Below are 21132 nucleotides of genomic sequence, written 5' to 3' on the forward strand. Positions count from 1 at the left end.
ATGACGCTCCCCCACGGCGGCGCGGTGGCGGCCCCTCATCCCTCGCACGAAGGACCCGTTCATGCTGAACATCGCGGACACACTGCACCGTTGGTGCCGCGAGGCACGCCCCTTCGCCCTGGCCACCGTCGTCGACGTCACCGGCAGCGCACCGCTGCCGGTCGGTACGTCGGTCGCGGTGGACGCCGACGGCAACGCGGTCGGCAGCATCTCCGGCGGATGCGTCGAGGGCGCGGTCTACGACCTGTGCCGACAGGTGCTCAGCGATCGGGGCGCCCCACAGCGGGCCTTGTTCGGGTACTCCGACGACGACGCCTTCGCCGTCGGCCTGACCTGCGGGGGCGAACTCGACGTCCTCGTGCAACGCATCGACCCTGCGGTCGATCCGCACCTCGCCGCCGCCCTCGCCGACGTCGTGGACGGCCGGCCCGCTGCCGTGGCCCAGGTCGTGGCCGGCCCCAGCGACCTCATCGGCTCCACCCTGAGTGTCCTCGCCGACGGCAGCGTCACCTACGGCAGCCTGGACGGCGGTCCGACGGACAAGCTGGTGGCCGAGGAGGCCCGGGCCCTGCTGCGGGCCGGATCTACCACCCGTGTCACGGTCGGCGGGAACGGGGACGGCTGCCTCGATCCGCTGACCCTCCTCGTCCACGTCCACGCGTCCCGCCCCCGCATGCTGATCTTCGGTGCCGTCGACTTCGCCGCCGCACTCAGCCAGGCCGGCCACTTCCTCGGCTACCGGGTCACCGTGTGCGACGCCCGCCCCGTCTTCGCCACCCTCGCCCGCTTTCCGCATGCCGACGAAGTCGTGGTCGACTGGCCCCACCGCTACCTGCAACACACCGAAGTGGACTCCCGTACCGCCGTCTGCGTCCTCACGCACGACGCCAAATTCGACATTCCGCTGCTGCAGCTCGCCCTCGACCTGCCGGTGGGCTATGTCGGCGCGATGGGCTCCCGGCGCACCCACGACGAACGGCTCCGCCTGCTGAGCGAGGCCGACGTCTGCGAGGAACAGCTCGCCCGGCTGCACTCCCCGATCGGCCTCGACCTCGGTGCCCGCACTCCCGAGGAGACGGCCATCTCCATCACCGCGGAGCTCATCGCCCACACCCACCAGGGCACGGGCCTGCCCCTGTCCCGGGCCACCGGACCGATCCACCGGCTTGCGGAGACGGCAATTTCATAGGCGCAGCGGCAGGGCACGGCCCCGTCCCGGAGAAATTCCTCCCCACCTCGCACATCGCCCCGAAAGAGAATGCCACCGAATGTCACCCACGACCGACGGCCGACCCCACAAACTGCCCTTCGTCGTCCTGGTGCTGTCCGCCGGAACATTCCTCATGGGCACCACCGAATTCGTCATCGCGGGCCTGCTGCCCGAGATCGCCGACGATCTGAATGTCAGCGTGTCTCACGCGGGCCTGCTGATCACGGCGTTTGCGGCAGGCATGATCGTCGGCGCGCCGGCGATGGCTGTCGCGACGCTGCGCCTGCCCCGGCGCTCCACGCTGATCCTCGCGCTCGTCGTCTTCGCCGTGGGCCACCTGGTCGCCGCGCTCGTCTCGTCCTTCGCGCTCGTCCTAGTGGCCCGCGTGGTGACCGCACTGGCCACCGGGACCTTCTGGTGCGTCGGCGCCCTCGTGGCCACGACCGCGGCAGGACCGGCAGCGACGTCACGGGCCCTGGGCATGCTGCTGGGAGGTCTGACCGTGGCCAACGTGGCCGGCGTACCTCTGGGCGCGTGGCTGGGGCAGCTGTCGGGCTGGCGCGGGCCGTTCTGGGTGCTGGCCGTGCTGTCGGCCGGCGCGGCGGCGGTCATCGGCCGGTACATCCCTGCCGACGAGCGACGCGAAGCGCCTTCCGTCCGGGCCGAGTTCGCCGCGCTGCGCGATGTCCGGGTCTGGCTGACGCTCAGTGCCATGACACTGCTGATGGGCGGTGTCCTGGCGACGTACACCTACATCTCGCCCCTGCTCACCGAGCGTGCCGGCCTCCCCGACGGAGCCGTGCCCATGGTCCTGACCGGCTACGGCCTGGGCGCCCTGCTGGGCACCACGGTCGGCGGGCGCCTGGGCGACCGCCGACCCCTTGCCACGCTCATCACCTCCGCCGGCACGACCACGCTGGTCCTGCTGTTGTTGACCTTCGTCTCCACGAGCCCCGTGGCGGCCGTCATCCTGGTGACACTCATGGGGATGACCGGCTTCGCCGCGACCCCGGTGCTCGGCGCACTGGCGCTGCGCTTCTCCAGTTCCGCGCCCACCCTCGTCTCCGGCCTCAGCGGCTCGGCGCCCAACCTGGGCATCGCCATCGGCTCCTGGACGGCAGGCATCGCCCTGACCTCACCGCTGGGGCAGGCAGGGCCCCCGCTGGTAGGCACAGTGGCGGCCGCCCTCACCCTCGTACCGCTGACCGCACTCGCGCTGATGCGTGCCACCCGCTCCGATACGCCCCCACCCCAGCCCCGAGCAGCCGCAGAACAGGCGATCGGGTGCGGCACTCAGGGCATCGGCTGACGCAGTGCTCCGCTCCTCCACGCAAGGGCCGTACCTCACGCTCACGGAGCGACAGAGCGTGCGAGGGACGAAGAGGGCGAAAGGTTCTGCTCGGTCGCCCAGGAGGCAAGGATGCGCAGCCGCTCGTGGGTAGGAGAACCGGAGGCGGCGGTCCAGACGGTCAGGTGCTGGTCGGGATCCGTGTTTGCGGTGAGAGTGTCCCAGTCCAGGACGAGTTCTCCGACGACCGGATGGTTGAGGGTCTTGGTACCCACGGTACGGGCCGCGACGCGGTGATCGCCCCACCACTTGGCGAACTGCTTGTCACGCGTGGACAGTTCACCGACCAGCTCGATCAGCCGGGGGTCCTCGGGATACTTCGCCGCCTCCATCCGCACCTGTGCCACGGCGATCCGCGCCGAGCCCTCCCAGTCGGCGTACAGGCTGCGCAGCGCCGGATCGGTGAAGATGAGCCGCGGGTAGTTGCGGTGCTTCTCCGGAATGCGGGAGAAGTCGGTGACCAGGGCGGCGGCCAGCGCGTTCCACGCCAGAATGTCACCGCGCCGCCCCTGCACGATGGCCGGGGTGGCGGTGAGGTCGTCCAGCACGCGTTGCAGCTGGGGCTGTACCTTCTGCCTGCCGTGGCGCCGGGGGGTGCGGGTGGTGGTCTTGCCCGCGAGCTGGAAGAGATAGCCCCGCTCGTCGTCGTCCAGGTGGAGGACGCGGGCGATGGTGTCCAGCACGGGAGCGGATGCCTGCATACGGCCCTGCTCAAGACGCGTGTAGTAGTCCGTACTGATCGAGGCGAGCTGGGCGACCTCCTCACGGCGCAGCCCGGCCACCCGGCGGGGCCCGCCCGTCTCCGGCAGCCCGACCGCGCGCGGGCTCAGCTCCGAACGGCGCTTCTTGAGGAACTCGCCCAGCTCATTGAGAGGAACGTTGCTGGTCATGCTTCCCATCCTGACGAGGCCGGCAGGTTCTGGTCGGCGGCCCAGGAGGCGAGGATGCGCAACCTGTCGTGCGCGGGGGATCCCGGGGCAGCGGTCCAGACCGTCATGTACTGGTCGGGGTCGGTGCTGGCGGTAAGGGTGTCGCAGTCGAGGGTGACCTCGCCCACGACCGGATGGATCAGGGTCTTCGTGCCCACGCTGCGGGCGGCGACGCGGTGATCGCCCCACCACTGGGCGAACTGCTTGTCACGCATGGACAGTTCACCGACCAGCGCGATCAGACGAGGGTCCTCGGGATACTTCGCCGCCTCCATCCGCAGCTGCGCCACGGTGACCTGCCCAGCCGTCTCCCAGTCGGCGTACAGGCGGCGCATCACCGGATCCGTGAACAGGAGCCGCGGGTAGTTGCGGTGCTTCTCCGGAATGCGGGAGAAGTCGGTGACCAGGGCGGCGGCCAGCGCGTTCCACGCCAGAATGTCACCGCGCCGCCCCCGGATCATGGCCGGGGCGGAGGTGAGGTCCTCCAGCACCCGCTGCAGCTGCGGCTGGACATTCTGCACGCCACGGCGCCGCGTGCGGACGGTGACCCTGCCCGCGAGCTGGAACAGATGGCCCCGCTCGTCGTCGTCCAGGCGGAGGACGCGAGCGATGGTGTCCAGCAAGGGAGCGGACGCCTGCATACGGCCCTGCTCGAGCCGGGTGTAGTAGTCCGTGCTGATGGAGGCGAGCTGGGCGACCTCCTCACGGCGCAGCCCTTCGACCCGGCGGGGCCGGCTGGTCGACGGAAGTCCGACCGTGCGCGGGCTCAGCTTTGAGCGGCGCTTCTTGAGAAATTCTCCCAGTTCATTCAGGGTGGCATTGCTGGTCATGCTTCCCAGCATTACATCGATCGCACCCGGGGAAGGGGGGAGAAATTCCTCCCTGGATGTTCCTCTCCCTGGATGTTCCTCTCCTGGGATGGATTCCTCCGCTTTTCCCGCCCGCCCTCGCGTATGAGGCTCGATTTCGAGCAGCCGTCCCCGGATTGCCGGCTGCGGTTCCAGACCCTCGTACCGAAGGAAGCACCCCATCATGCGCGGAGCAGTCATTCACGCCCCCGGCGACGTGCGCTTGGAGACCCTGGACGACCCGAAGATCAGCCGACCGACCGACGCGATCATCCGCACGGTCGCTACCTGTGTGTGCGGCTCGGACCTGTGGCCCTACCGCGGCGCCGAACCGGTGGACGAGCCCCATCCGATGGGGCACGAGTACGTCGGCATCGTCGAGGAAGTCGGCAGCGAGGTCACCAACGTCAAGCCTGGCCAGTTCGTCGTCGGGTCGTTCGCCACCTCGGACAACACCTGCACGAACTGCCTGAACGGCTGGCAGTCCTCCTGTCTGCATCGCGAGTTCATGAGCACCTGCCAGGCCGACTACGTCCGCATCCCCAACGCCCAAGGCACCCTCGTCGCCACCGAAGAGCACCCCGACGGCGACCTCGTCCCTGGTCTGCTCGCCGTCTCCGACGTGATGGGCACCGGCTGGTACGCCGCCCTCGCCGCCGAGGTGAAGCCCGGCTCCACCGCCGTAGTCGTCGGTGACGGAGCCGTCGGTCTGTGCGGTGTCATCGCGGCCAAGGAACTTGGGGCAGAGCGGATCATCACCATGAGCCGTCACGAGCCCCGCCAGAAGCTGGCCCTGGAGTTCGGCGCCACCGACATCATCAGCGAACGCGGCGACGAAGGCATCGCCCGCGTCAAGGACCTCACCGGCGGCGTCGGCGCCGACTCCGTACTGGAGTGCGTCGGCACCCCAGAGTCCATGCGCCAGGCCCTGCACTCCGCCCGCCCCGGCGGCAACGTCGGCTTCGTCGGCGTCCCGCACGACGTTTCGGTCGACGGCCAGGAGCTGTTCTTCTCCCAGGTCGGCCTGCGCGGCGGCCCCGCACCCGTGCGCCGCTACCTGCCCGACCTGATCGACCGGGTCCTGACCGGCCGGATCAACCCGAGCAAGGTCTTCGACCTCAACCTCCCCCTGGACCAGGTCGCCGACGGCTACAAGGCGATGGACGAACGCCGCGCCATCAAGGCCCTCCTGAAGCCCTGACCGCAAACCGTCCCGCCATCGGGGCCGGGCATCCGCTGCCCGGCCTCTCCCGCAAAAGGACTCATCGTGACCACTTTCGCCCTCATCGGTGCCGGACCGGGCCTCGGGCTCGCCACCGCCCGCCGCTTCGGAGCCGCCGGCCACTCCGTCGCTCTCATCGCCCGCGACACCCAGCGCCTGGACGACCTCACGGCCGAGCTGGTCGGCGACGGCATCGAGGCCCGCGGCTTCGCCGCCGACGTCCTCGACATCGAGTCCCTGACGGCGGCCCTGTACGCGGCCGGGACCTCGCTGGGGACCATCGAGATCCTCCAGTACAGCCCCGTGCCCCGGGCCGACTTCATGAAACCGGTCCTCGACACCAGCGCCGACGACCTCGACGCCCCCCTCGCCTTCTCCGTCAAGGGCCCCGTCACCGCCGTGAACGCCGTCCTGCCCGGCATGCGGGACCTCGGCCGCGGCACGCTGCTGTTCGTCAACGGCTCCAGCGCCGTACGCCCCAACCCGAACGTCGCCGGCACCTCGGTCGCTTTCGCCGCCGAAAGCGCCTACGCCCGCATGCTCCACGACAGCCTCGCCGCTGAGAACGTCCACGTCGCCCAGCTGATCGTTCCCGGTGCCATCCGGCCCGACGCCGAACACAGCAGCCCCGACGCCCTGGCCCAGCGCCTGTACGACATCCACACCGAGCGCGACGGCTTCCGCCACTACTCCGAGCCCCTGCCCGACTGAATCCCTGGACGCCCCGTGATGCCGACCGCCCTTCCCGCCCCGGCGGCCCGTGGCGCCGTAGCCGCGGTCCTGCTGCTTGCCGTCACCGCCTGCACCGACAACTCGCCCGCCGCCTCCTCCGCGTCCTCCGTGTCGTCCCCTTCCGGACGGCAACAGACGCCGAAACGCCCGGCATCCACCACATCGTCCGACAGGAACACCGCCATGAACATCCAGGTCACCATCGACGGCCAACCGGTCGACGCCAGGCTGAACGACAACGCCGTAGCCCGCGACTTCGCCTCCCTGCTCCCGCTCAGCCTCGATCTGGAGGACTTCCACCAGACGGAGCGGATCGCTTATCCGCCGCGCAAACTGGATATCTCCGGCGCCCCGGACCCGGCCGCACCGAAGGCCGGCGACCTGACCTACTACGAGCCCTGGGGCAACCTGGCCCTGTTCTACCGCGACGGCGACTCCGCCTCCGCCGACCTGATCGTCCTCGGCCACATCGACGACCGCGACACCGAACGTCTCGCCAACGCCGAACACATCACCATCGAAGCCGCCCCCTGACCCGGCCGGCAGCCACCGCAAGCACTGGCCTGCTCATATTTCGCCATTCCGCTCAAGGAGAGACCACACGTATGCCTTCCACATCCGGGACCGCACGCGGCAAGCTCCCCTTCGTCGTCTGGGTGCTCGCCGCAGGCACGTTCCTGATGGGCACCACTGAGTTCGTCATCGCCGGGCTGCTGCCCGAACTCTCCACCGGCCTAGGTGTGGGCACCTCCCAGGCCGGGCTGTTGATCACCGCCTTCGCCGTCGGCATGATCATCGGGGCGCCGGCCATGGCGATGGCCACCCTGCGCCTGCCCCAGCCTCAGACGCTGATCCTGGCGCTGTCCGTCTTCAGCCTCGGTCACGTGGTGGCGGCCCTCAGTACCTCCTTCACCGTCGTCCTCGCCGCCCGCGTCGTCACCGCGCTGGCCACCGGAGCGTTCTGGTCCGTCGGTTTCGTCGTCGCCACCGCCGCCTCGGGCCCGGAGAAGGCCACCCGCGCGACCGGCGTCATGATCGGTGGGCTGACACTGGCCAACGTCGTCGGCGTACCCATCGGCTCTTTCGCCGGCCAGTTCATCGGCTGGCGCGGCCCGTTCTGGGCCCTGGCCGCCCTCTCCGCACTCGCCGCCGTCTTCATCGGCCGCTTCATCCCCGCCCGGGAACAACGCGCGACCGTCTCGCCGCGCGCTGAATTCCGCGCCCTGCGCCAGGGCCGGCTGTGGTTGGCGCTGAGCGCCGCCATGCTGATCATGGGCGGTGTCCTGGCGACCTACAGCTATGTCACCCCGCTGCTGACCGACCGCGCCGGGATCCCGGCGGGCGCCGTCCCGTTCGTCCTCATCGCCTTCGGTATCGGCGCCCTGGGCGGCACCACCACCGGCGGCCGTCTGGGTGAGCGCCGTCCGATGGGCACCACCATCACCGCCGCCGCGGCCACCGCCCTGGTCCTGTTCCTGATGATCCCGCTGTCCGTCAACGCGGTCACGGCCACCGTCCTGGTCTTCCTCATGGGCCTGACCGGATTCACGGTGAACCCCGTCGTCACCGCGCTCGCCATGCGCTTCGCCGGCGACGCTCCCACCCTCACGTCCGCACTGACCACCTCCGCCTTCAACGTCGGCGTGGCCGGCGGATCGTTCATCGCGGGTACGGCCCTGGACTCCTCCCTCGGGCTGACCGGCCCGCCCCTGGTCGGCACCGTCATCGCCACCCTCACCCTGCTCCCGCTCATCGCTCTCGCCGTCCGCGGCGCCTCCGGCAGGAGCCGAATCGTGGCTCAGCACCCTGCCCCGGCCCGCGCGCCGGGTGACGAGCCGGTACAGACGCCGTCGCGTCGCTGACCGCAGCCCTGGCCGCCGTACACGGCGGACGTGGCCCAGCGCAGAGAGCAGGCGAGCGCCCGCCATGAACTGAACGGGGCACCCCGAACCACAGAACAACCCACGACGGGAGAGCACGACGTGAACCCCACCTATGACTTCACCGGCCAGGTCGCCCTCGTCACGGGGGCCGGCGCCGGCATGGGCCTGGCGACCGCCCACGCCTTCGCCGAGTCCGGGGCCGCCGTCGCCCTCATCGACATCGACGAAGCCGCCCTCAACGCCGCCGTGCAGGACCTCACCGACGCAGGCCACCGGGTCCTCGCCCTCACCTGCGACGTCAGCGACGAGGACCAGGTCGCCGCCGCGGTCGACCGCACCGTGGAGACCTTCGGCCGCCTCGACATGGCCTACAACAACGCCGGCATCCAGATCCCGCCCAGCGACGCCGCCGAGGAACCCGCCGAACGCTTCGACCGCGTCAACGCCATCAACCTCCGTGGCGTCTGGGCCTGCATGAAGCACGAGCTGCGGCACATGCGCGACCGGGGCAGCGGCGCCATCGTCAACTGCTCCTCGCTCGGCGGCGTGGTGGGCCTCCCCGGCCGCGCCTCCTACCACGCCTCCAAGCACGGCGTCATCGGCCTGACCAGCAGCGCCGCACTCGAATACGCCCCGCGCGGCATCCGCATCAACGCCGTCTGCCCCGGCACCATCGACACCCCCATGGTCAGCGACATGATCGCCGAGGGGGAACTCGACCGCGCGGACGCCGAGGCCAACCAGCCCATCAACCGGCTCGGCACCGCCGAGGAGATCGCCCAGGCCGTCCTGTGGCTGTGCAGCCCCGGGGCCGGCTTCGTCATCGGAGTCGCCCTCCCCGTCGACGGCGGCTACGTCGCCCGATAACGACCATCAACGTCCGCAAGGGATGTGAGGCAACCATGCAATTCGTCCAGCAGCAGCCCACCAGCAAGGCCCCGGCGGACTGGTTCACCGGTGACGTGTGGTGGGACGTCATCGTCGCCGGCCAGGAGCCGTCCCGAATGCGCGCCAACCTGGTCCGCTTCTCCCCGGGCGCGCGCACCAACTGGCACTCCCATGTGCTGGGCCAGGCCCTGCACGTCGTCTCCGGCGTCGCCCTGATCGGCACCCGGGACGGCACGGTCTTCGAGGCCCACCCCGGCGAGACCGTCGCCTGCCCGCCGGGCGAGGAGCACTGGCACGGCGCGGCCCCCGACCGGTTCATGGAGCACCTCGCCCTGTGGGAGGCCAAGGGCGACGGCAGCACCGAAACCACCTGGGCCGAGCCGGTCACCGACCAGCAATACAACAGCCCGCGCACTCGCGAACTGCCGCAGGCCACCTCCTGATCCCGCCCCCGACGCGCCGAGGACGATCTGTGCCATGAAGAGCCCCACCGATGCCCCAACCGAAAGACTCATCCATCTCCGGTCAGCAAGCGTGAGCTTGGTGCTGGACCTGCGGGGCAACGGCTTGCCCACCGTGCTCCACTGGGGCGCCGATCTCGGCGACCTCACCCAGGAGGAGCTGTCGCAGCTGGCCGAGGCCGTCACCATGCCGAACATGCCGGGGTTCGACGATGTCGTACCACGTGTCGCGTTGCTGCCCGAGCACGGCACCGGATGGCCGGGCCGGCCCGGTCTGACCGGGCACCGGCAGGGTGCGGACTGGTCACCCCTGTTCGCCCTCGACTCGGTCGAGACCGACGGCCTCTCGGTACGGATCCGGGCCGCCGACAACACCGCCCGGCTCGGTCTCGTCCTGGAAGCCGGGCTCACCCCCTCCGGGCTGGTGCGGATGCGGGCTGCCCTACGCAACGACGACACGGTGCGGCCGTACACGCTCGACGGGTTGATGCTCGCGCTGCCGGTACCCGACGCTGCCACCGAACTGCTCGACCTCACCGGCCGCTGGTGCCGTGAACGCGCCCCGCAGCGCCATCCGTTCAACGCCGGCACCTGGCTGCGCGAGACCCGCAGCGGGCGCACCGGCCACGACGCCGCCCTGGTCCTGGCGGCCGGCACGCCGGGCTTCGGCTTCGGCTACGGTGAGGTGTGGGGGCTGCACATCGCCTGGAGCGGCAACCACCGGATCCTGGCCGAACGGCTTCCCACCGGCCGCCCGGTCGTCGCCGCCGGCGAACTGCTGCTTCCGGGCGAAGTGATCCTCGGCCCCGGCGAGCAGTACACCGGCCCGTGGCTCTACGGCTCCCACAGCGACCAGGGCCTCGACGGACTGTCCGCCCGCTTCCACGACCACCTGCGCGCCCGCCCCGGACACCCGCACCGGCCCCGCCCGGTGGTGCTCAACACCTGGGAAGCCGTCTACTTCGACCACGACCTCGACAAGCTCACCCACCTCGCCGACCTCGGCGCCGAAGTCGGCGTGGAACGCTTCGTCCTGGACGACGGCTGGTTCCGCCACCGCCGCGACGACCGGGCCGGACTCGGCGACTGGTACGTCGACGAGACCGTCTGGCCCAGCGGCCTGCGCCCCCTCATCGACCATGTCCGCGCGCTCGGGATGGAGTTCGGCCTGTGGGTCGAACCGGAAATGGTCAACCCCGACTCCGACCTGGCCAGAGCCCACCCCGAATGGATCCTGGCCACCGGTGGCCGCACCCCCGCCGACCGCCGCCACCAGCAGGTCCTGGACCTCACCCACCCCGAGGCGTACGCCCACATCCTGGAGCGGCTCGACGCCCTGCTGACCGAGTACGACATCGCCTACCTCAAGTGGGACCACAACCGCGAACTGGTCGACGCCGGCCACTCGCCCGACGGAGAACCCGCCGTCCACGCCCAGACCCTCGCCGTCTACGCGCTGCTCGACGAACTGCGCGCCCGCCACCCGGGCCTGGAGATCGAGTCCTGCTCCAGCGGCGGCGGACGGATCGACCTCGCCATCCTCGAACGCACCGACCGCGTCTGGGCCAGTGACTGCAACGACGCCCTGGAACGCCAGTCCATCAACCGCTGGACCGGTCTGCTCCTGCCGCCCGAACTGATCGGCTCCCACATCGGCGCCGCCCGCTCCCACACCACCGGCCGCACCCACGACCTGGCCTTCCGGGCCGGTACCGCGCTCTTCGGTCACCTCGGCATCGAATGGGACCTGACCCGCGCGAGCGAGAGCGAACGCACCGAACTCGCCCGCTGGATCACCCTCCACAAGCAGCTCCGCGGCCTGCTGCACACCGGCCGCGTGGTCCGCGTCGACCACCCCGACCCGGCCCTGTGGGCCCACGGCGTCATCTCCCACGACCGGACCGAAGCCGTCTTCGCCCTCACCACCATGGCCACGTCCGTCGCCGCCCATCCCGGCACGCTACGGCTGCCCGGCCTCGACCCGAACACCACCTACCACCTGCACCCGCTGCCCCCGGCCGACCAGGCCCCCGGCATGGAACGCGGAACCCCCGCCTGGTGCACCAAGGACGGCATCACCCTGCCCGGCAGCGTCCTGGGACGCGTCGGCATCCAGATCCCCAACCTCCACCCCGAACAGCTCATCCTGCTCCACCTCACGAGCTGTCCCTCTACACGGGCCAATCGCTGATGAGAGCGTGTCCGCCACCAGGCGGACCGTGTGATCCGGCTGCCGGCCGCCGGTGCCCGCTGGCAGGCCAACGGGGACCGGCACGCGCAGACTTCACCGGCTGGCTCGCATCTCCTCGACAGCGCTGTCTGACGCCCGTCACGCCCCCTCGGACCTCCCATCCCACGCCTGTGACGGCTGAGATGCCGTACGTGATCCGACCTCGCCTCCGGTCTGCTGAAGAAGCACGAGGTCACTTCAGGCTCAGCGCGCGATGTCTCAACAGTAGATCGTCAGACCTTGATGACTGTGACGCGTCGGCCGCACAGCGCAGTGAGGTCCTCGGGATCCGAGGTGAGGATCGTGACCTGCCCCGGGGCGGCGAGGGCGGTTGCGCTGAGCATGGCGTCGATGGCGTACTTGTGGCCGTGCAGCCCGGCGTCAGCGAGGAGCGCGGCGGCATGGCGGGCGATGGGCTCGGTCACCGGTTCCACGACGAGGCGGGACAGCGTCCACTCCAGGGCCGGCCGGTTGATCCGGGGGTGGACCACCTCGACGAGGGTTGCCGCAGAGGTGATCACTCGCAGGTCGTCGGCGCGTGCGAGGGCGAGCCAGCCGGTGACTGTGCGATCGCGCAGCACGGCCTTGGCCAGCCCTTCGCTGTCCAGGACGAGGGTGCCACCGGGGACGGCAGGAGAGCGGGTCACGCGGCGTCCGCCCCGTCCTGTTTCTGCTCCGATCGGGCCTGGTGAAGCTGGTCGCGGAGAGTCTGGATCTCCTCGTCCGTGACGGGCCCGTGCTCGGCCTCGGCGACCTGGATGAGCTCGTTCAGATTGTCGCGTTCGATCTGACGGGCCACGGCGGCGGCCACGTAGGCGGACAGCCCGGAGGGGCCGCTGCGGGCCTTGGCGGCTTCGGCGATGTCGCGCGGCATAGTGATCGAATACTTGCCGGTAGGCTCACTCATGCTACTCATCCTACCTCTCATCCTCTCTTCCGGCCGAGGATATCTGGGCGCTGGTCAAGCGCGACCTGGGCAACCTGGCACCCGGGGACCTCGGTGAGATCACCAGAGCCGTCAAACGTCGGCTCAAGGGGAGCCAGTACCGCCCTGACCTGTCGACGGCTGCATCGTTGCCACCGGCCTGAGCCTGGACGGCTGACCGAACCAGGAGACCGGCCCCGGATCACTCGTCCCAGTCCGCATAGTCTCCGATCGCCACGTCATCGCAGAAAGTCTCCCAGAACCCGTTGTGCGCGAGAGCGGTCTCGTCGATGGCAGAGACGAGATCGCGCAGCTCTTCCGCCACCTCCTCGCATCTCTCCACGTCGTCCTCCGCGTAGAAGGGGAAGCGTGCGATCACGGCCGCGGCGCATCGGTTGAAGGAGTCGAGGTCTCTGTTTACGTGACTGGCCGTCGCTGACTCGATCTTGGGAATCTGCACCACGTGACCAGTGGCCACGTCGATGGCGATACGTCCGAACAGGCCACTGGTCGCGATGGCGACCAGCCCCCGCTCACCGATCCCTCCGAGGCACACCGGCTCGCTCAGCGGCCGGTACTCGTATCCGATCAACCCGCCTGGGATGCCAGTCTCCCTGAGATCGGCAGCGATCTGGGTGGGCACCTCGGGTGGGGCCTCGATGGGGACCAAGACGAACGCGGGCTTCGGCAACTGCGGCAGGGGCTGGCTCACGGGAGGATCCTCTCCCGACGGACTGACCGGCAACACCCAGGCGACGCACGTCGGGCGACCGGTCCCGACATCACCCAATCAAGTTCAGTAGCGTGCCGGAAAGCTGTCACCCACGTCACTACTTCCGGGAGGGTGTGCGCCAAGGTTTGTTGTGGTGTGAGGCGCAGAGTCAGCGGCGGCCGGCCCGGAGCCACAGCGATCGCCAGTGGGCGTCCTGTTGTGGACGGGTAGACGCGTGTCGGAGGTGTGTCGCGAACACTGAGAGACAACGAGAAAGAGCGGGAGTCAGTGAGACTGACTCCCGCCCTCTTCTGTCGGCATCCGCACAGGTCAGAGCTTGATTCTTGCTGTCTGACTGGCGAGTGCCCCCGGCAGGATTCGAACCTGCGCACACGGCTCCGGAGGCCGTTGCTCTATCCCCTGAGCTACGGGGGCGTGTCGGGCGCCTTGCTTGGCGGCGACGGGTAGAACCCTACCAGTTCCTCCGGGGTGTTCATGAACGGTTTCCGGGGTGGTGGCACCGGGTGCGACCTGGGGTGGCTCGTTCCCAGGGGGTGGAAGTGGGGAAAACCCGGACGCGGTGGCCGGTCCGGACCTACTCTCGAGTTGTGCCAGGCGCGTCGGGCCGGGTGCTTGTTGTGGACGACAACAAGGTCATCCGGCAGCTGATCAGGGTCAATCTCGAACTGGAGGGGTTCGAGGTGGTGACCGCGGCCGATGGTGCCGAGTGTCTTGATGTCGTTCATCAGGTGCGGCCCGATGCGGTCACCCTGGATGTCGTCATGCCGCGGCTCGACGGGCTACGGACCGCCGCACGACTGCGTGCCGACCCCCGTACCCGTGATCTTCCCCTCGCCATCGTCAGCGCCTGCACCCAGTACGAGGTCGACAGCGGCCTCGACGTCGGCGTCGACGCCTTCCTCGCCAAGCCGTTCGAGCCCGCCGAACTCGTCAGCCTCGTACGGCAGTTGATCGAGCGGGAGCGGAAGCGGGGCGGGGAGCGGAGTCGGGAACGGAAGGGGAACCCCGAGGGTGGGGGCGAGGACCCCGGCGCCGGCGAGATCGTATTCGGCAGCGTCTTCGGGGCCGGAGAGGCCGCCGGGCGCGCCGGAGGCTGACACCCCTGTCGGTAGCGTTCACCGCAGGCGTTGCCGGCAGCGCGGCAGTCGAAAACGTCGCGCGGCCCCACCGCCCACCCCCGTCCACATCGCGGGACCCCGCCCAAACGCATTCGCATACCCACCCCCCTCCTCCCATACGCTTGTCCCGTGACCCCCGTCGAGCTCTCCCGTACCGTGCTGCGCGCGGTGCGTCGTGCTGTCGATGAGGGGGAGCTGCGCGTCAGCGTGCCGGAGCGGGTCGTGGTGACCGCTCCTGGGCCCGGTGGCTGTGGTGACTACGCCACCAACATCGCCCTCCAGCTCGCCCGCCCCGCCGGAATGCCGCCGCGGGACGTCGCCGAGATCCTGCAGGCCCACCTGCTCAGTACCGACGGCATCACCGACGGCATCACCGAGGGCATCACCGACGGCATCGGTGATGGCAGCACCGACGGCATCGCCGACGTCGTCATCACCGGGCCCGGCTTCCTCAACATCAGCCTGGGCGGTACCGCGCCGGTCGCCCTCGTCGAGGAGATCCTGCGGCGTGGCAGCCGGTACGGGTTCGCGCACGGGCCCTCCGCGGAGTTCGTGCCGCTGTACTGTCCGCGCGAGGTGCGGGCCGTGGTCGTGATGGACGCCGTCGCTCGGATCCTGCGGTCCCAGGGTGCCCTCGTCCGCACCCGTTGCGAGGCCGCCCCCGAGCCGCAGTGGGCCGACATCCTGGGCGTACGGGTCGACGAGCACGGCACGCAGGGCGCGCACGGTGTGCAGGGCTCGCCCGCCCCGCCCCACCTCCTCGTGCGTCCGGTGCCCGCCCCGGCCGATCCCCTCCCGCTCGGCCGCGACGCCGCCCGCTGGGCCCTGCTGCATCCCGCCGCCCACGACCGGCCCCGTCTCACCGACGACCACCTCGTCCAGCGCGAGAGCAACCCCCTCTTCCGCGTCCGCTACGCCCACGCCCGCACCCGGGCCCTCGGCCGTAACGCCGCCGACCTCGGCTTCGCCCCCGCACCCGGGCCCGTCGAGGACGCGCACCAACTCCTCGCCGCCCTCGCCGACCACCCCCGCGTCCTGGCCCGAGCGGCAGCGCAGCGCACCCCCGACCGGGTCGCCCGGCACCTCGTCACCGTCGCCGATGCCGTTCTGCCGCTGCTGCCCGCCGTCCTTCCCCGCGGTGCGGAGAAACCCTCGGCCGCCCACCGTGCCCGGCTCGCCCTCGCCGAAGCCGCCGGGACGGTGCTGGCCGGTGGCCTGTCCCTGCTCGGCATCGACGCACCCGATCACCTCTGAGAGAGCCCACGACAGTCATGAGCCGTTCCGCCCACCCCGCCGGGCCCCGCCACGCCGACGTCCTCCCCGAGGGCCACTACTCCGCCCCGCCCACCGACCTCAACGCCCTCGACCCGAAGGTGTGGGCCCAGACCGTCGCCCGTAACGCCGAGGGCACTGTCACCGTCGGCGGCATCGACGTGAAGACCCTCGCCGAACAGCACGGCACCCCCGCCTACTTCCTCGACGAGGCCGACTTCCGCGCCCGGGCGCGGGCCTGGCGCAGCGCCTTCGGGGCCGATGCCGACGTCTTCTACGCAGGCAAGGCGTTTCTGTCCCGTGCCGTGGTGCGGTGGCTGCACGAGGAGGGGCTCAATCTGGACGTGTGCTCCGGTGGCGAGCTCGCCACCGCCCTCTCGGCCGGCATGCCCGCCGACCGCATCGCCTTCCACGGCAACAACAAGTCCGTCGACGAAATCACCCGGGCCATCGACGCCGGCGTAGGGCGTATCGTCCTCGACTCCTTCCAGGAGATCGTCCGCGTCGCCCACATCGCCCAGTCCCTCGGCAAGCGGCAGCGCGTCCAGATCCGTATCACCGTCGGCGTGGAAGCGCACACGCATGAGTTCATCGCCACGGCCCATGAAGACCAGAAGTTCGGTATTCCGCTTGCCGGTGGTCAGGCCGCCGAGGCCGTGCGGCGGGCCCTTCAGCTCGACGGGCTCGAGCTCATCGGGATCCACAGCCACATCGGGTCGCAGATCTTCGACATGTCCGGCTTCGAAGTCGCTGCGCACCGCGTGGTCGGCCTGCTCAAGGACATCCGCGACGAGCACGGTGTCGAGCTGCCGGAGATCGACCTCGGCGGCGGCCTCGGCATCGCCTACACGAGCGACGACGACCCCCGCGAGCCGCACGAGATCGCCAAGGCGCTGACCGAGATCGTCACCCGTGAGTGCGAGGCCGCCAAGCTGCGGACTCCTCGGATCTCCGTCGAGCCCGGGCGCGCCATCGTCGGGCCGACCGCCTTCACGCTCTACGAGGTCGGCACCATCAAGCCCCTCGACGGGCTGCGGACGTACGTCTCCGTCGACGGCGGCATGTCGGACAACATCCGTACGGCGCTGTACGACGCCGAGTACAGCGTGGCCCTCGTGTCCCGCACGAGCGACGCCGAGCCCATGCTGGCCCGCGTCGTCGGCAAGCACTGCGAGAGCGGGGACATCGTCGTGAAGGACGCGTTCCTGCCCGCCGACCTGGCACCGGGTGACCTCATCGCCGTACCGGCGACGGGTGCCTACTGCCGGTCCATGGCCAGCAACTACAACCACGTGCTGCGGCCGCCCGTCGTCGCCGTGAACGACGGCGAGGCCCGGGTGATCGTCCGCCGTGAGACGGAGGAGGACCTCCTGCGTCTCGACGTCGGATAACCCCGAAAAGAACCCGGGGCGGAAGATCTCCTGTCTTCCGCCCCCGTACAAATGAAATAGATGTCTCACAATCCGGACCAGGGGCAGAAACTCCCGTCCGGTGAGTGAGACTGGTGCAACCGTAGACGGTAAGAGGAAACGAGGTCGGATGATGCGTACGCGTCCGCTGAAGGTGGCGCTGCTGGGCTGTGGGGTTGTCGGCTCAGAGGTGGCGCGCATCATGACGACGCACGCCGACGACCTCGCGGCCAGGATCGGGGCGCCCGTGGAGCTCGCGGGGGTGGCCGTACGGCGGCCCTCCAAGGTCCGTGAGGGCATCGACCCCGCGCTCGTCACCACCGACGCCACCGCCCTCGTCAAACGCGGCGACATCGATGTGGTGGTCGAGGTCATCGGGGGCATCGAGCCCGCCCGCGCCCTCATCACCACCGCCTTCGAGCACGGCGCGTCGGTCGTCTCGGCCAACAAGGCGCTGCTCGCCCAGGACGGCGCCGCCCTGCACGCCGCCGCCGAGCAGCACGGCCGTGACCTCTACTACGAGGCCGCCGTCGCCGGTGCCATCCCGCTGATCCGGCCGCTGCGCGAGTCCCTCGCCGGCGACAAGGTCAACCGGGTGCTCGGCATCGTCAACGGCACGACGAACTTCATCCTCGACAAGATGGACTCGACCGGCGCCGGCTACCAGGAGGCCCTCGACGAGGCCACCGCCCTGGGGTATGCGGAAGCCGACCCCACCGCCGACGTCGAGGGCTTCGACGCCGCCGCCAAGGCCGCCATCCTCGCCGGAATCGCGTTCCACACGCGCGTGCGCCTCGACGACGTCTACCGCGAGGGCATGACCGAGGTGACGGCGGCCGACTTCGCCTCGGCCAAGGAGATGGGCTGCACCATCAAGCTGCTCGCCATCTGCGAGCGGGCCGAGGACGGGGCCTCCGTCACCGCGCGCGTGCACCCCGCCATGATCCCGCTGACCCACCCGCTCGCCTCCGTGCGCGGCGCCTACAACGCCGTGTTCGTCGAGTCCGACGCCTCCGGGCAGCTCATGTTCTACGGCCCCGGCGCGGGCGGCTCCCCGACCGCGTCCGCCGTGCTCGGCGACCTCGTCGCCGTCTGCCGCAACCGGCTCAGCGGGGCAACGGGGCCCGGCGAGTCGGCATACGCCGCACTGCCCGTGTCGGGCATGGGCGACGTCGTCACGCGCTACCACATCAGCCTTGATGTGGCGGACAAACCGGGTGTTCTCGCCCAGGTGGCGACCGTGTTCGCCGAGCACGGAGTCTCGATCGATACGGTTCGCCAGCAGGGCAAGGACGGCGAGGCCTCCCTCGTCGTCGTCACCCACCGTGCGTCCGACGCGGCCCTCGGCGGGACCGTGGAGGCGCTGCGCAAGCTCGACACCGTGCGGGGTGTCGCCAGCATCATGCGGGTTGAAGGAGAGTAACCAGCAATGACCCACCAGTGGCGCGGAATCATCGAGGAGTACCGGGACCGGCTGCCCGTCTCCGACACCACGCCGGTCGTGACGCTCCGCGAGGGCGGCACGCCCCTCGTGCCCGCGCAGGTGCTCTCCGAGCGCACGGGCTGCGAGGTCCACCTCAAGGTGGAAGGCGCCAACCCGACCGGGTCCTTCAAGGACCGCGGCATGACCATGGCCATCAGCAAGGCCAAGGAGGAGGGGGCCAAGGCTGTTATTTGTGCCTCCACCGGCAACACCTCCGCCTCGGCTGCCGCCTACGCCGTGCGCGCGGGCATGGTTTCGGCCGTTCTCGTTCCGCAGGGCAAGATCGCGCTCGGCAAGATGGGCCAGGCCCTCGTGCACGGCGCGAAGATCCTCCAGGTCGACGGCAACTTCGACGACTGCCTCACGCTCGCGCGCGACCTGAGCGACAACTACCCCGTGGCACTGGTCAATTCGGTCAACCCGGTGCGTATCGAGGGGCAGAAGACGGCCGCCTTCGAGATCGTGGACATGCTGGGCGACGCCCCGGACATCCACGTCCTGCCGGTGGGCAACGCGGGCAACATCACCGCGTACTGGAAGGGCTACACGGAGTACGCCGCCGACGGTGTCGCGAAGCAGACCCCGCGCATGTGGGGCTTCCAGGCCTCCGGCTCCGCGCCCATCGTGCGCGGCGAGGTCGTCAAGGACCCGTCGACCATCGCCACCGCCATCCGCATCGGCAACCCGGCCTCGTGGCAGTACGCGCTGGCCGCGCGGGACGAGTCGGGCGGCTTCATCGACGAGGTGACGGACCGTGAAATCCTGCGCGCCTACCGGCTGTTGGCCGCGCAGGAGGGCGTCTTCGTGGAGCCCGCCTCCGCCGCGTCCGTCGCCGGTCTGCTGAAGGCCGCCGAGCAGGGCAAGGTCGACCCGGGCCAGACGATCGTGTGCACCGTCACCGGCAACGGCCTGAAGGACCCCGACTGGGCTGTCGCCGGCGCCCCGCAGCCCGTCACCGTCCCGGTCGACGCGGCGACGGCGGCCGAGCGGCTCGGACTGGCGTAGCAATGGCGTAAGCGGGGCCACGCCCCGTCGTAGGGCGCCACACCCCGTCGTACGGGGCTCGTGTACGCGAGTAAGAGGGCGCTTACCTGGGGAACTTCCCTACAGTGGGTGCACAGGGGGCATACGACACGCATCGTGCGCCTCCTGTGCGCCCTATGTCGCCACAGAACCTACCTTCGATAGGCTGTACCGAACCCGCCCGCCGCATATGCCTCCGCATGGGGCGCGGTGCCGCGCCGTCTCCGCGGCCCGGAAGCGGCCCCAGGGGTCTTCGTACGTCATCGAATGTCGTCATCGAATGTCTTCGACAATCACGCAGCTCAAGGAGAGTCATCGAGCGATGGCCGGTCCAGCCTTCCGCGCCGCCGCCGTCCGGGTGCGCGTCCCCGCCACCAGCGCCAACCTCGGCCCGGGCTTCGACGCCCTCGGCCTGTCGCTGGGGCTCTACGACGACGTCGTCGTCCGGGTGGCCGACTCCGGGCTGCACATCGACATCGCGGGTGAGGGCAGCGAGACGCTGCCGCGTGACGAAAAGCACCTTCTCGTACGGTCCCTGCGCACCGCCTTCGATCTGCTGGGCGGCCAGCCGCGCGGCCTGGAGATCGTCTGCGCCAACCGCATTCCGCACGGCCGGGGCCTCGGCTCCTCCTCGGCCGCCATCTGCGCCGGCATCGTCGCCGCGCGCGCCGTGACCATAGGCGGCGAGGCCAAGCTCGACGACACCGCCCTCCTGGAGCTGGCCACCGAGATCGAGGGCCACCCCGACAATGTGGCGGCCTGTCTGCTCGGCGGCTTCACCCTCTCCTGGATGGAGGGCGGCGCCGCTCGGGCGATCAGGATGGATCCCGCCGATTCCATCGTTCCGGTGGTTTTCGTGCCCGGAAAGCCGGTCCTCACCGAGACCGCGCGCGGTCTGCTCCCGCGCACCGTGCCGCACGTCGACGCCGCCACCAACGCGGGCCGAGCGGCCCTGCTCGTCGAGGCCCTGACCAGGCGCCCCGAGCTGCTGCTGCCCGCCACCGAGGACCGTCTCCATCAGGAATACCGCGCGCCCGCGATGCCGGAGAGCGCGGCGCTGGTGGAGCGGCTGCGGGCCGACGGAGTCCCGGCAGTCATCTCCGGCGCGGGCCCCACCGTTCTGGCGTTGGTCGATGCCGACAACGCCGACAAGGTCGCCCATCTGGCAGGCGACGGCTGGGCCGCGAACCGGCTCGAACTGGATGCCCAGGGAGCGAGCGTGCTGCCGCTCGCGGCTCCCAGTGACATTTAAAAGCCGGCGGTTGCCGGATTTCGAGAGGGGGAATGTTTGTTGGATCCGGTAGTGTTAACCTCAAGTCTGCACCCGACCCCACCATGGCGAGGTGCTTCGTGTCCCCGTCCGGGACAGACATTCTTCCGGGAGCCTCCCAAGCCGCACTGTGTTTCGTACGACGTAC

At 70.2% G+C, this 21132-nt stretch carries 20 protein-coding genes, 1 tRNA gene and 1 pseudogene; 16 read left to right on the forward strand and 6 right to left on the reverse strand.

The window, feature by feature from the left end; translation table 11 throughout:
* Positions 1–61: 61 nt before the first annotated feature.
* Both EHO50_RS31640 and EHO50_RS31645 read left to right on the forward strand, forming a co-directional pair.
* Positions 62–1189 (forward strand): XdhC family protein, encoded by a 1128-nt coding sequence (locus EHO50_RS31640; RefSeq protein WP_128434656.1) that lies wholly within the window; start codon positions 62–64, stop codon positions 1187–1189.
* A 79-nt stretch (positions 1190–1268) separates the two neighbouring features.
* A complete protein-coding gene (locus tag EHO50_RS31645) occupies positions 1269–2519 on the forward strand; it encodes an MFS transporter (protein WP_128434657.1) in 1251 nt (416 codons plus the stop codon).
* 41 nt (positions 2520–2560) lie between these two features.
* Here EHO50_RS31645 and EHO50_RS31650 read toward each other — a convergent pair whose 3' ends face one another.
* Positions 2561–3448 carry a helix-turn-helix domain-containing protein gene (locus EHO50_RS31650; RefSeq protein ID WP_128434658.1) on the reverse strand — a complete coding sequence of 296 codons (888 nt, stop codon included), beginning with the start codon at positions 3446–3448 and terminating at the stop codon, positions 2561–2563.
* Complete coding sequence (locus tag EHO50_RS31655) at positions 3445–4317, reverse strand: helix-turn-helix domain-containing protein (RefSeq protein ID WP_128434659.1); 873 nt, start codon at positions 4315–4317, stop codon at positions 3445–3447. Before EHO50_RS31655 ends, EHO50_RS31650 begins: the two co-directional genes overlap by 4 nt.
* A 202-nt stretch (positions 4318–4519) precedes the next feature.
* Between EHO50_RS31655 and EHO50_RS31660 the strand changes: the two genes are divergently transcribed.
* The 7 genes from EHO50_RS31660 (at position 4520) to EHO50_RS31690 (ending at position 11712) form a co-directional block, all read left to right on the forward strand.
* Positions 4520–5536 (forward strand): zinc-dependent alcohol dehydrogenase family protein, encoded by a 1017-nt coding sequence (locus tag EHO50_RS31660; protein ID WP_128434660.1) that lies wholly within the window; start codon positions 4520–4522, stop codon positions 5534–5536.
* Positions 5537–5602: 66 nt separating this feature from the next.
* Positions 5603–6268: an SDR family NAD(P)-dependent oxidoreductase gene (locus tag EHO50_RS31665; protein WP_128434661.1), complete on the forward strand. Its 666-nt coding sequence runs from the start codon at positions 5603–5605 to the stop codon at positions 6266–6268.
* A gap of 18 nt (positions 6269–6286) precedes the next feature.
* Positions 6287–6823 (forward strand): cyclophilin-like fold protein, encoded by a 537-nt coding sequence (locus EHO50_RS31670; protein ID WP_128434662.1) that lies wholly within the window; start codon positions 6287–6289, stop codon positions 6821–6823.
* Positions 6824–6894: 71 nt separating this feature from the next.
* Entirely contained in the window at positions 6895–8151 is a 1257-nt protein-coding gene (locus tag EHO50_RS31675; protein ID WP_128434663.1) for an MFS transporter, read from the forward strand.
* A 120-nt stretch (positions 8152–8271) separates the two neighbouring features.
* The gene (locus EHO50_RS31680) at positions 8272–9039 is read left to right on the forward strand and encodes an SDR family NAD(P)-dependent oxidoreductase (RefSeq protein ID WP_128434664.1); all 768 of its coding nucleotides are present in this window, start codon (positions 8272–8274) and stop codon (positions 9037–9039) included.
* A gap of 35 nt (positions 9040–9074) precedes the next feature.
* Positions 9075–9503 (forward strand): (R)-mandelonitrile lyase, encoded by a 429-nt coding sequence (locus tag EHO50_RS31685; protein WP_128434665.1) that lies wholly within the window; start codon positions 9075–9077, stop codon positions 9501–9503.
* A 100-nt stretch (positions 9504–9603) separates the two neighbouring features.
* Complete coding sequence (locus EHO50_RS31690; protein ID WP_128434777.1) at positions 9604–11712, forward strand: alpha-galactosidase; 2109 nt, start codon at positions 9604–9606, stop codon at positions 11710–11712.
* Positions 11713–11984: 272 nt separating this feature from the next.
* Here the strand turns inward: EHO50_RS31690 and EHO50_RS31695 are convergent, their stop codons facing one another.
* Positions 11985–12398, reverse strand: coding sequence for a PIN domain-containing protein (locus tag EHO50_RS31695; protein ID WP_128434666.1), 414 nt, complete (start codon positions 12396–12398; stop codon positions 11985–11987).
* Positions 12395–12658: a CopG family transcriptional regulator gene (locus tag EHO50_RS31700; protein ID WP_128434667.1), complete on the reverse strand. Its 264-nt coding sequence runs from the start codon at positions 12656–12658 to the stop codon at positions 12395–12397. The genes EHO50_RS31695 and EHO50_RS31700 overlap by 4 nt, the downstream gene beginning before the upstream one ends.
* A gap of 29 nt (positions 12659–12687) precedes the next feature.
* On the opposite strand from EHO50_RS31700, the pseudogene EHO50_RS46140 reads away from it, so the two are divergent.
* Positions 12688–12854: pseudogene (locus tag EHO50_RS46140) on the forward strand (IS630 family transposase); the annotation flags it as partial.
* A 24-nt stretch (positions 12855–12878) separates the two neighbouring features.
* Here the strand turns inward: EHO50_RS46140 and EHO50_RS31705 are convergent.
* Entirely contained in the window at positions 12879–13388 is a 510-nt protein-coding gene (locus tag EHO50_RS31705) for an SUKH-4 family immunity protein (RefSeq protein WP_128434668.1), read from the reverse strand.
* A 363-nt stretch (positions 13389–13751) separates the two neighbouring features.
* Positions 13752–13823: transfer RNA gene (locus tag EHO50_RS31710), tRNA-Arg, on the reverse strand.
* A 173-nt stretch (positions 13824–13996) separates the two neighbouring features.
* On the opposite strand from EHO50_RS31710, the gene EHO50_RS31715 reads away from it, so the two are divergent.
* The 6 genes from EHO50_RS31715 (at position 13997) to thrB (ending at position 20966) form a co-directional block, all read left to right on the forward strand.
* Positions 13997–14506 carry a response regulator gene (locus tag EHO50_RS31715; RefSeq protein WP_425472290.1) on the forward strand — a complete coding sequence of 170 codons (510 nt, stop codon included), beginning with the start codon at positions 13997–13999 and terminating at the stop codon, positions 14504–14506.
* A gap of 150 nt (positions 14507–14656) precedes the next feature.
* Positions 14657–15781 (forward strand): ArgS-related anticodon-binding protein NrtL, encoded by a 1125-nt coding sequence (gene nrtL, locus EHO50_RS31720; protein ID WP_128434670.1) that lies wholly within the window; start codon positions 14657–14659, stop codon positions 15779–15781.
* 17 nt (positions 15782–15798) lie between these two features.
* Positions 15799–17190 carry a diaminopimelate decarboxylase gene (gene lysA, locus EHO50_RS31725; protein ID WP_128434671.1) on the forward strand — a complete coding sequence of 464 codons (1392 nt, stop codon included), beginning with the start codon at positions 15799–15801 and terminating at the stop codon, positions 17188–17190.
* A 148-nt stretch (positions 17191–17338) separates the two neighbouring features.
* On the forward strand, positions 17339–18631 hold the full coding sequence (locus EHO50_RS31730; protein ID WP_164904996.1) for a homoserine dehydrogenase: 1293 nt from the start codon (positions 17339–17341) through the stop codon (positions 18629–18631).
* Between the two features lie 6 nt (positions 18632–18637).
* Positions 18638–19696, forward strand: coding sequence for a threonine synthase (thrC, locus tag EHO50_RS31735; RefSeq protein WP_128434672.1), 1059 nt, complete (start codon positions 18638–18640; stop codon positions 19694–19696).
* A gap of 340 nt (positions 19697–20036) precedes the next feature.
* Positions 20037–20966: a homoserine kinase gene (thrB, locus tag EHO50_RS31740; RefSeq protein ID WP_128434673.1), complete on the forward strand. Its 930-nt coding sequence runs from the start codon at positions 20037–20039 to the stop codon at positions 20964–20966.
* Positions 20967–21132: the final 166 nt, after the last annotated feature.

The sequence above is a fragment of the Streptomyces cyaneus genome (assembly GCF_004028635.1).
Lineage (GTDB): Bacteria > Actinomycetota > Actinomycetes > Streptomycetales > Streptomycetaceae > Streptomyces > Streptomyces cyaneus.

Coding starts and splice junctions, on each gene's coding strand:
- EHO50_RS31645 (WP_128434657.1), top strand. CDS start 1,269: ATGTCACCCACGACCGACGGCCGACCCCACAAACTGCCCTTCGTCGTC.
- EHO50_RS31675 (WP_128434663.1), top strand. CDS start 6,895: ATGCCTTCCACATCCGGGACCGCACGCGGCAAGCTCCCCTTCGTCGTC.
- EHO50_RS31730 (WP_164904996.1), top strand. CDS start 17,339: ATGATGCGTACGCGTCCGCTGAAGGTGGCGCTGCTGGGCTGTGGGGTT.
- EHO50_RS31655 (WP_128434659.1), bottom strand. CDS start 4,317: ATGACCAGCAATGCCACCCTGAATGAACTGGGAGAATTTCTCAAGAAG.
- EHO50_RS31640 (WP_128434656.1), top strand. CDS start 62: ATGCTGAACATCGCGGACACACTGCACCGTTGGTGCCGCGAGGCACGC.
- thrC (WP_128434672.1), top strand. CDS start 18,638: ATGACCCACCAGTGGCGCGGAATCATCGAGGAGTACCGGGACCGGCTG.
- EHO50_RS31700 (WP_128434667.1), bottom strand. CDS start 12,658: ATGAGTGAGCCTACCGGCAAGTATTCGATCACTATGCCGCGCGACATC.
- EHO50_RS31660 (WP_128434660.1), top strand. CDS start 4,520: ATGCGCGGAGCAGTCATTCACGCCCCCGGCGACGTGCGCTTGGAGACC.
- EHO50_RS31650 (WP_128434658.1), bottom strand. CDS start 3,448: ATGACCAGCAACGTTCCTCTCAATGAGCTGGGCGAGTTCCTCAAGAAG.
- EHO50_RS31670 (WP_128434662.1), top strand. CDS start 6,287: ATGCCGACCGCCCTTCCCGCCCCGGCGGCCCGTGGCGCCGTAGCCGCG.
- EHO50_RS31685 (WP_128434665.1), top strand. CDS start 9,075: ATGCAATTCGTCCAGCAGCAGCCCACCAGCAAGGCCCCGGCGGACTGG.
- thrB (WP_128434673.1), top strand. CDS start 20,037: ATGGCCGGTCCAGCCTTCCGCGCCGCCGCCGTCCGGGTGCGCGTCCCC.
- lysA (WP_128434671.1), top strand. CDS start 15,799: ATGAGCCGTTCCGCCCACCCCGCCGGGCCCCGCCACGCCGACGTCCTC.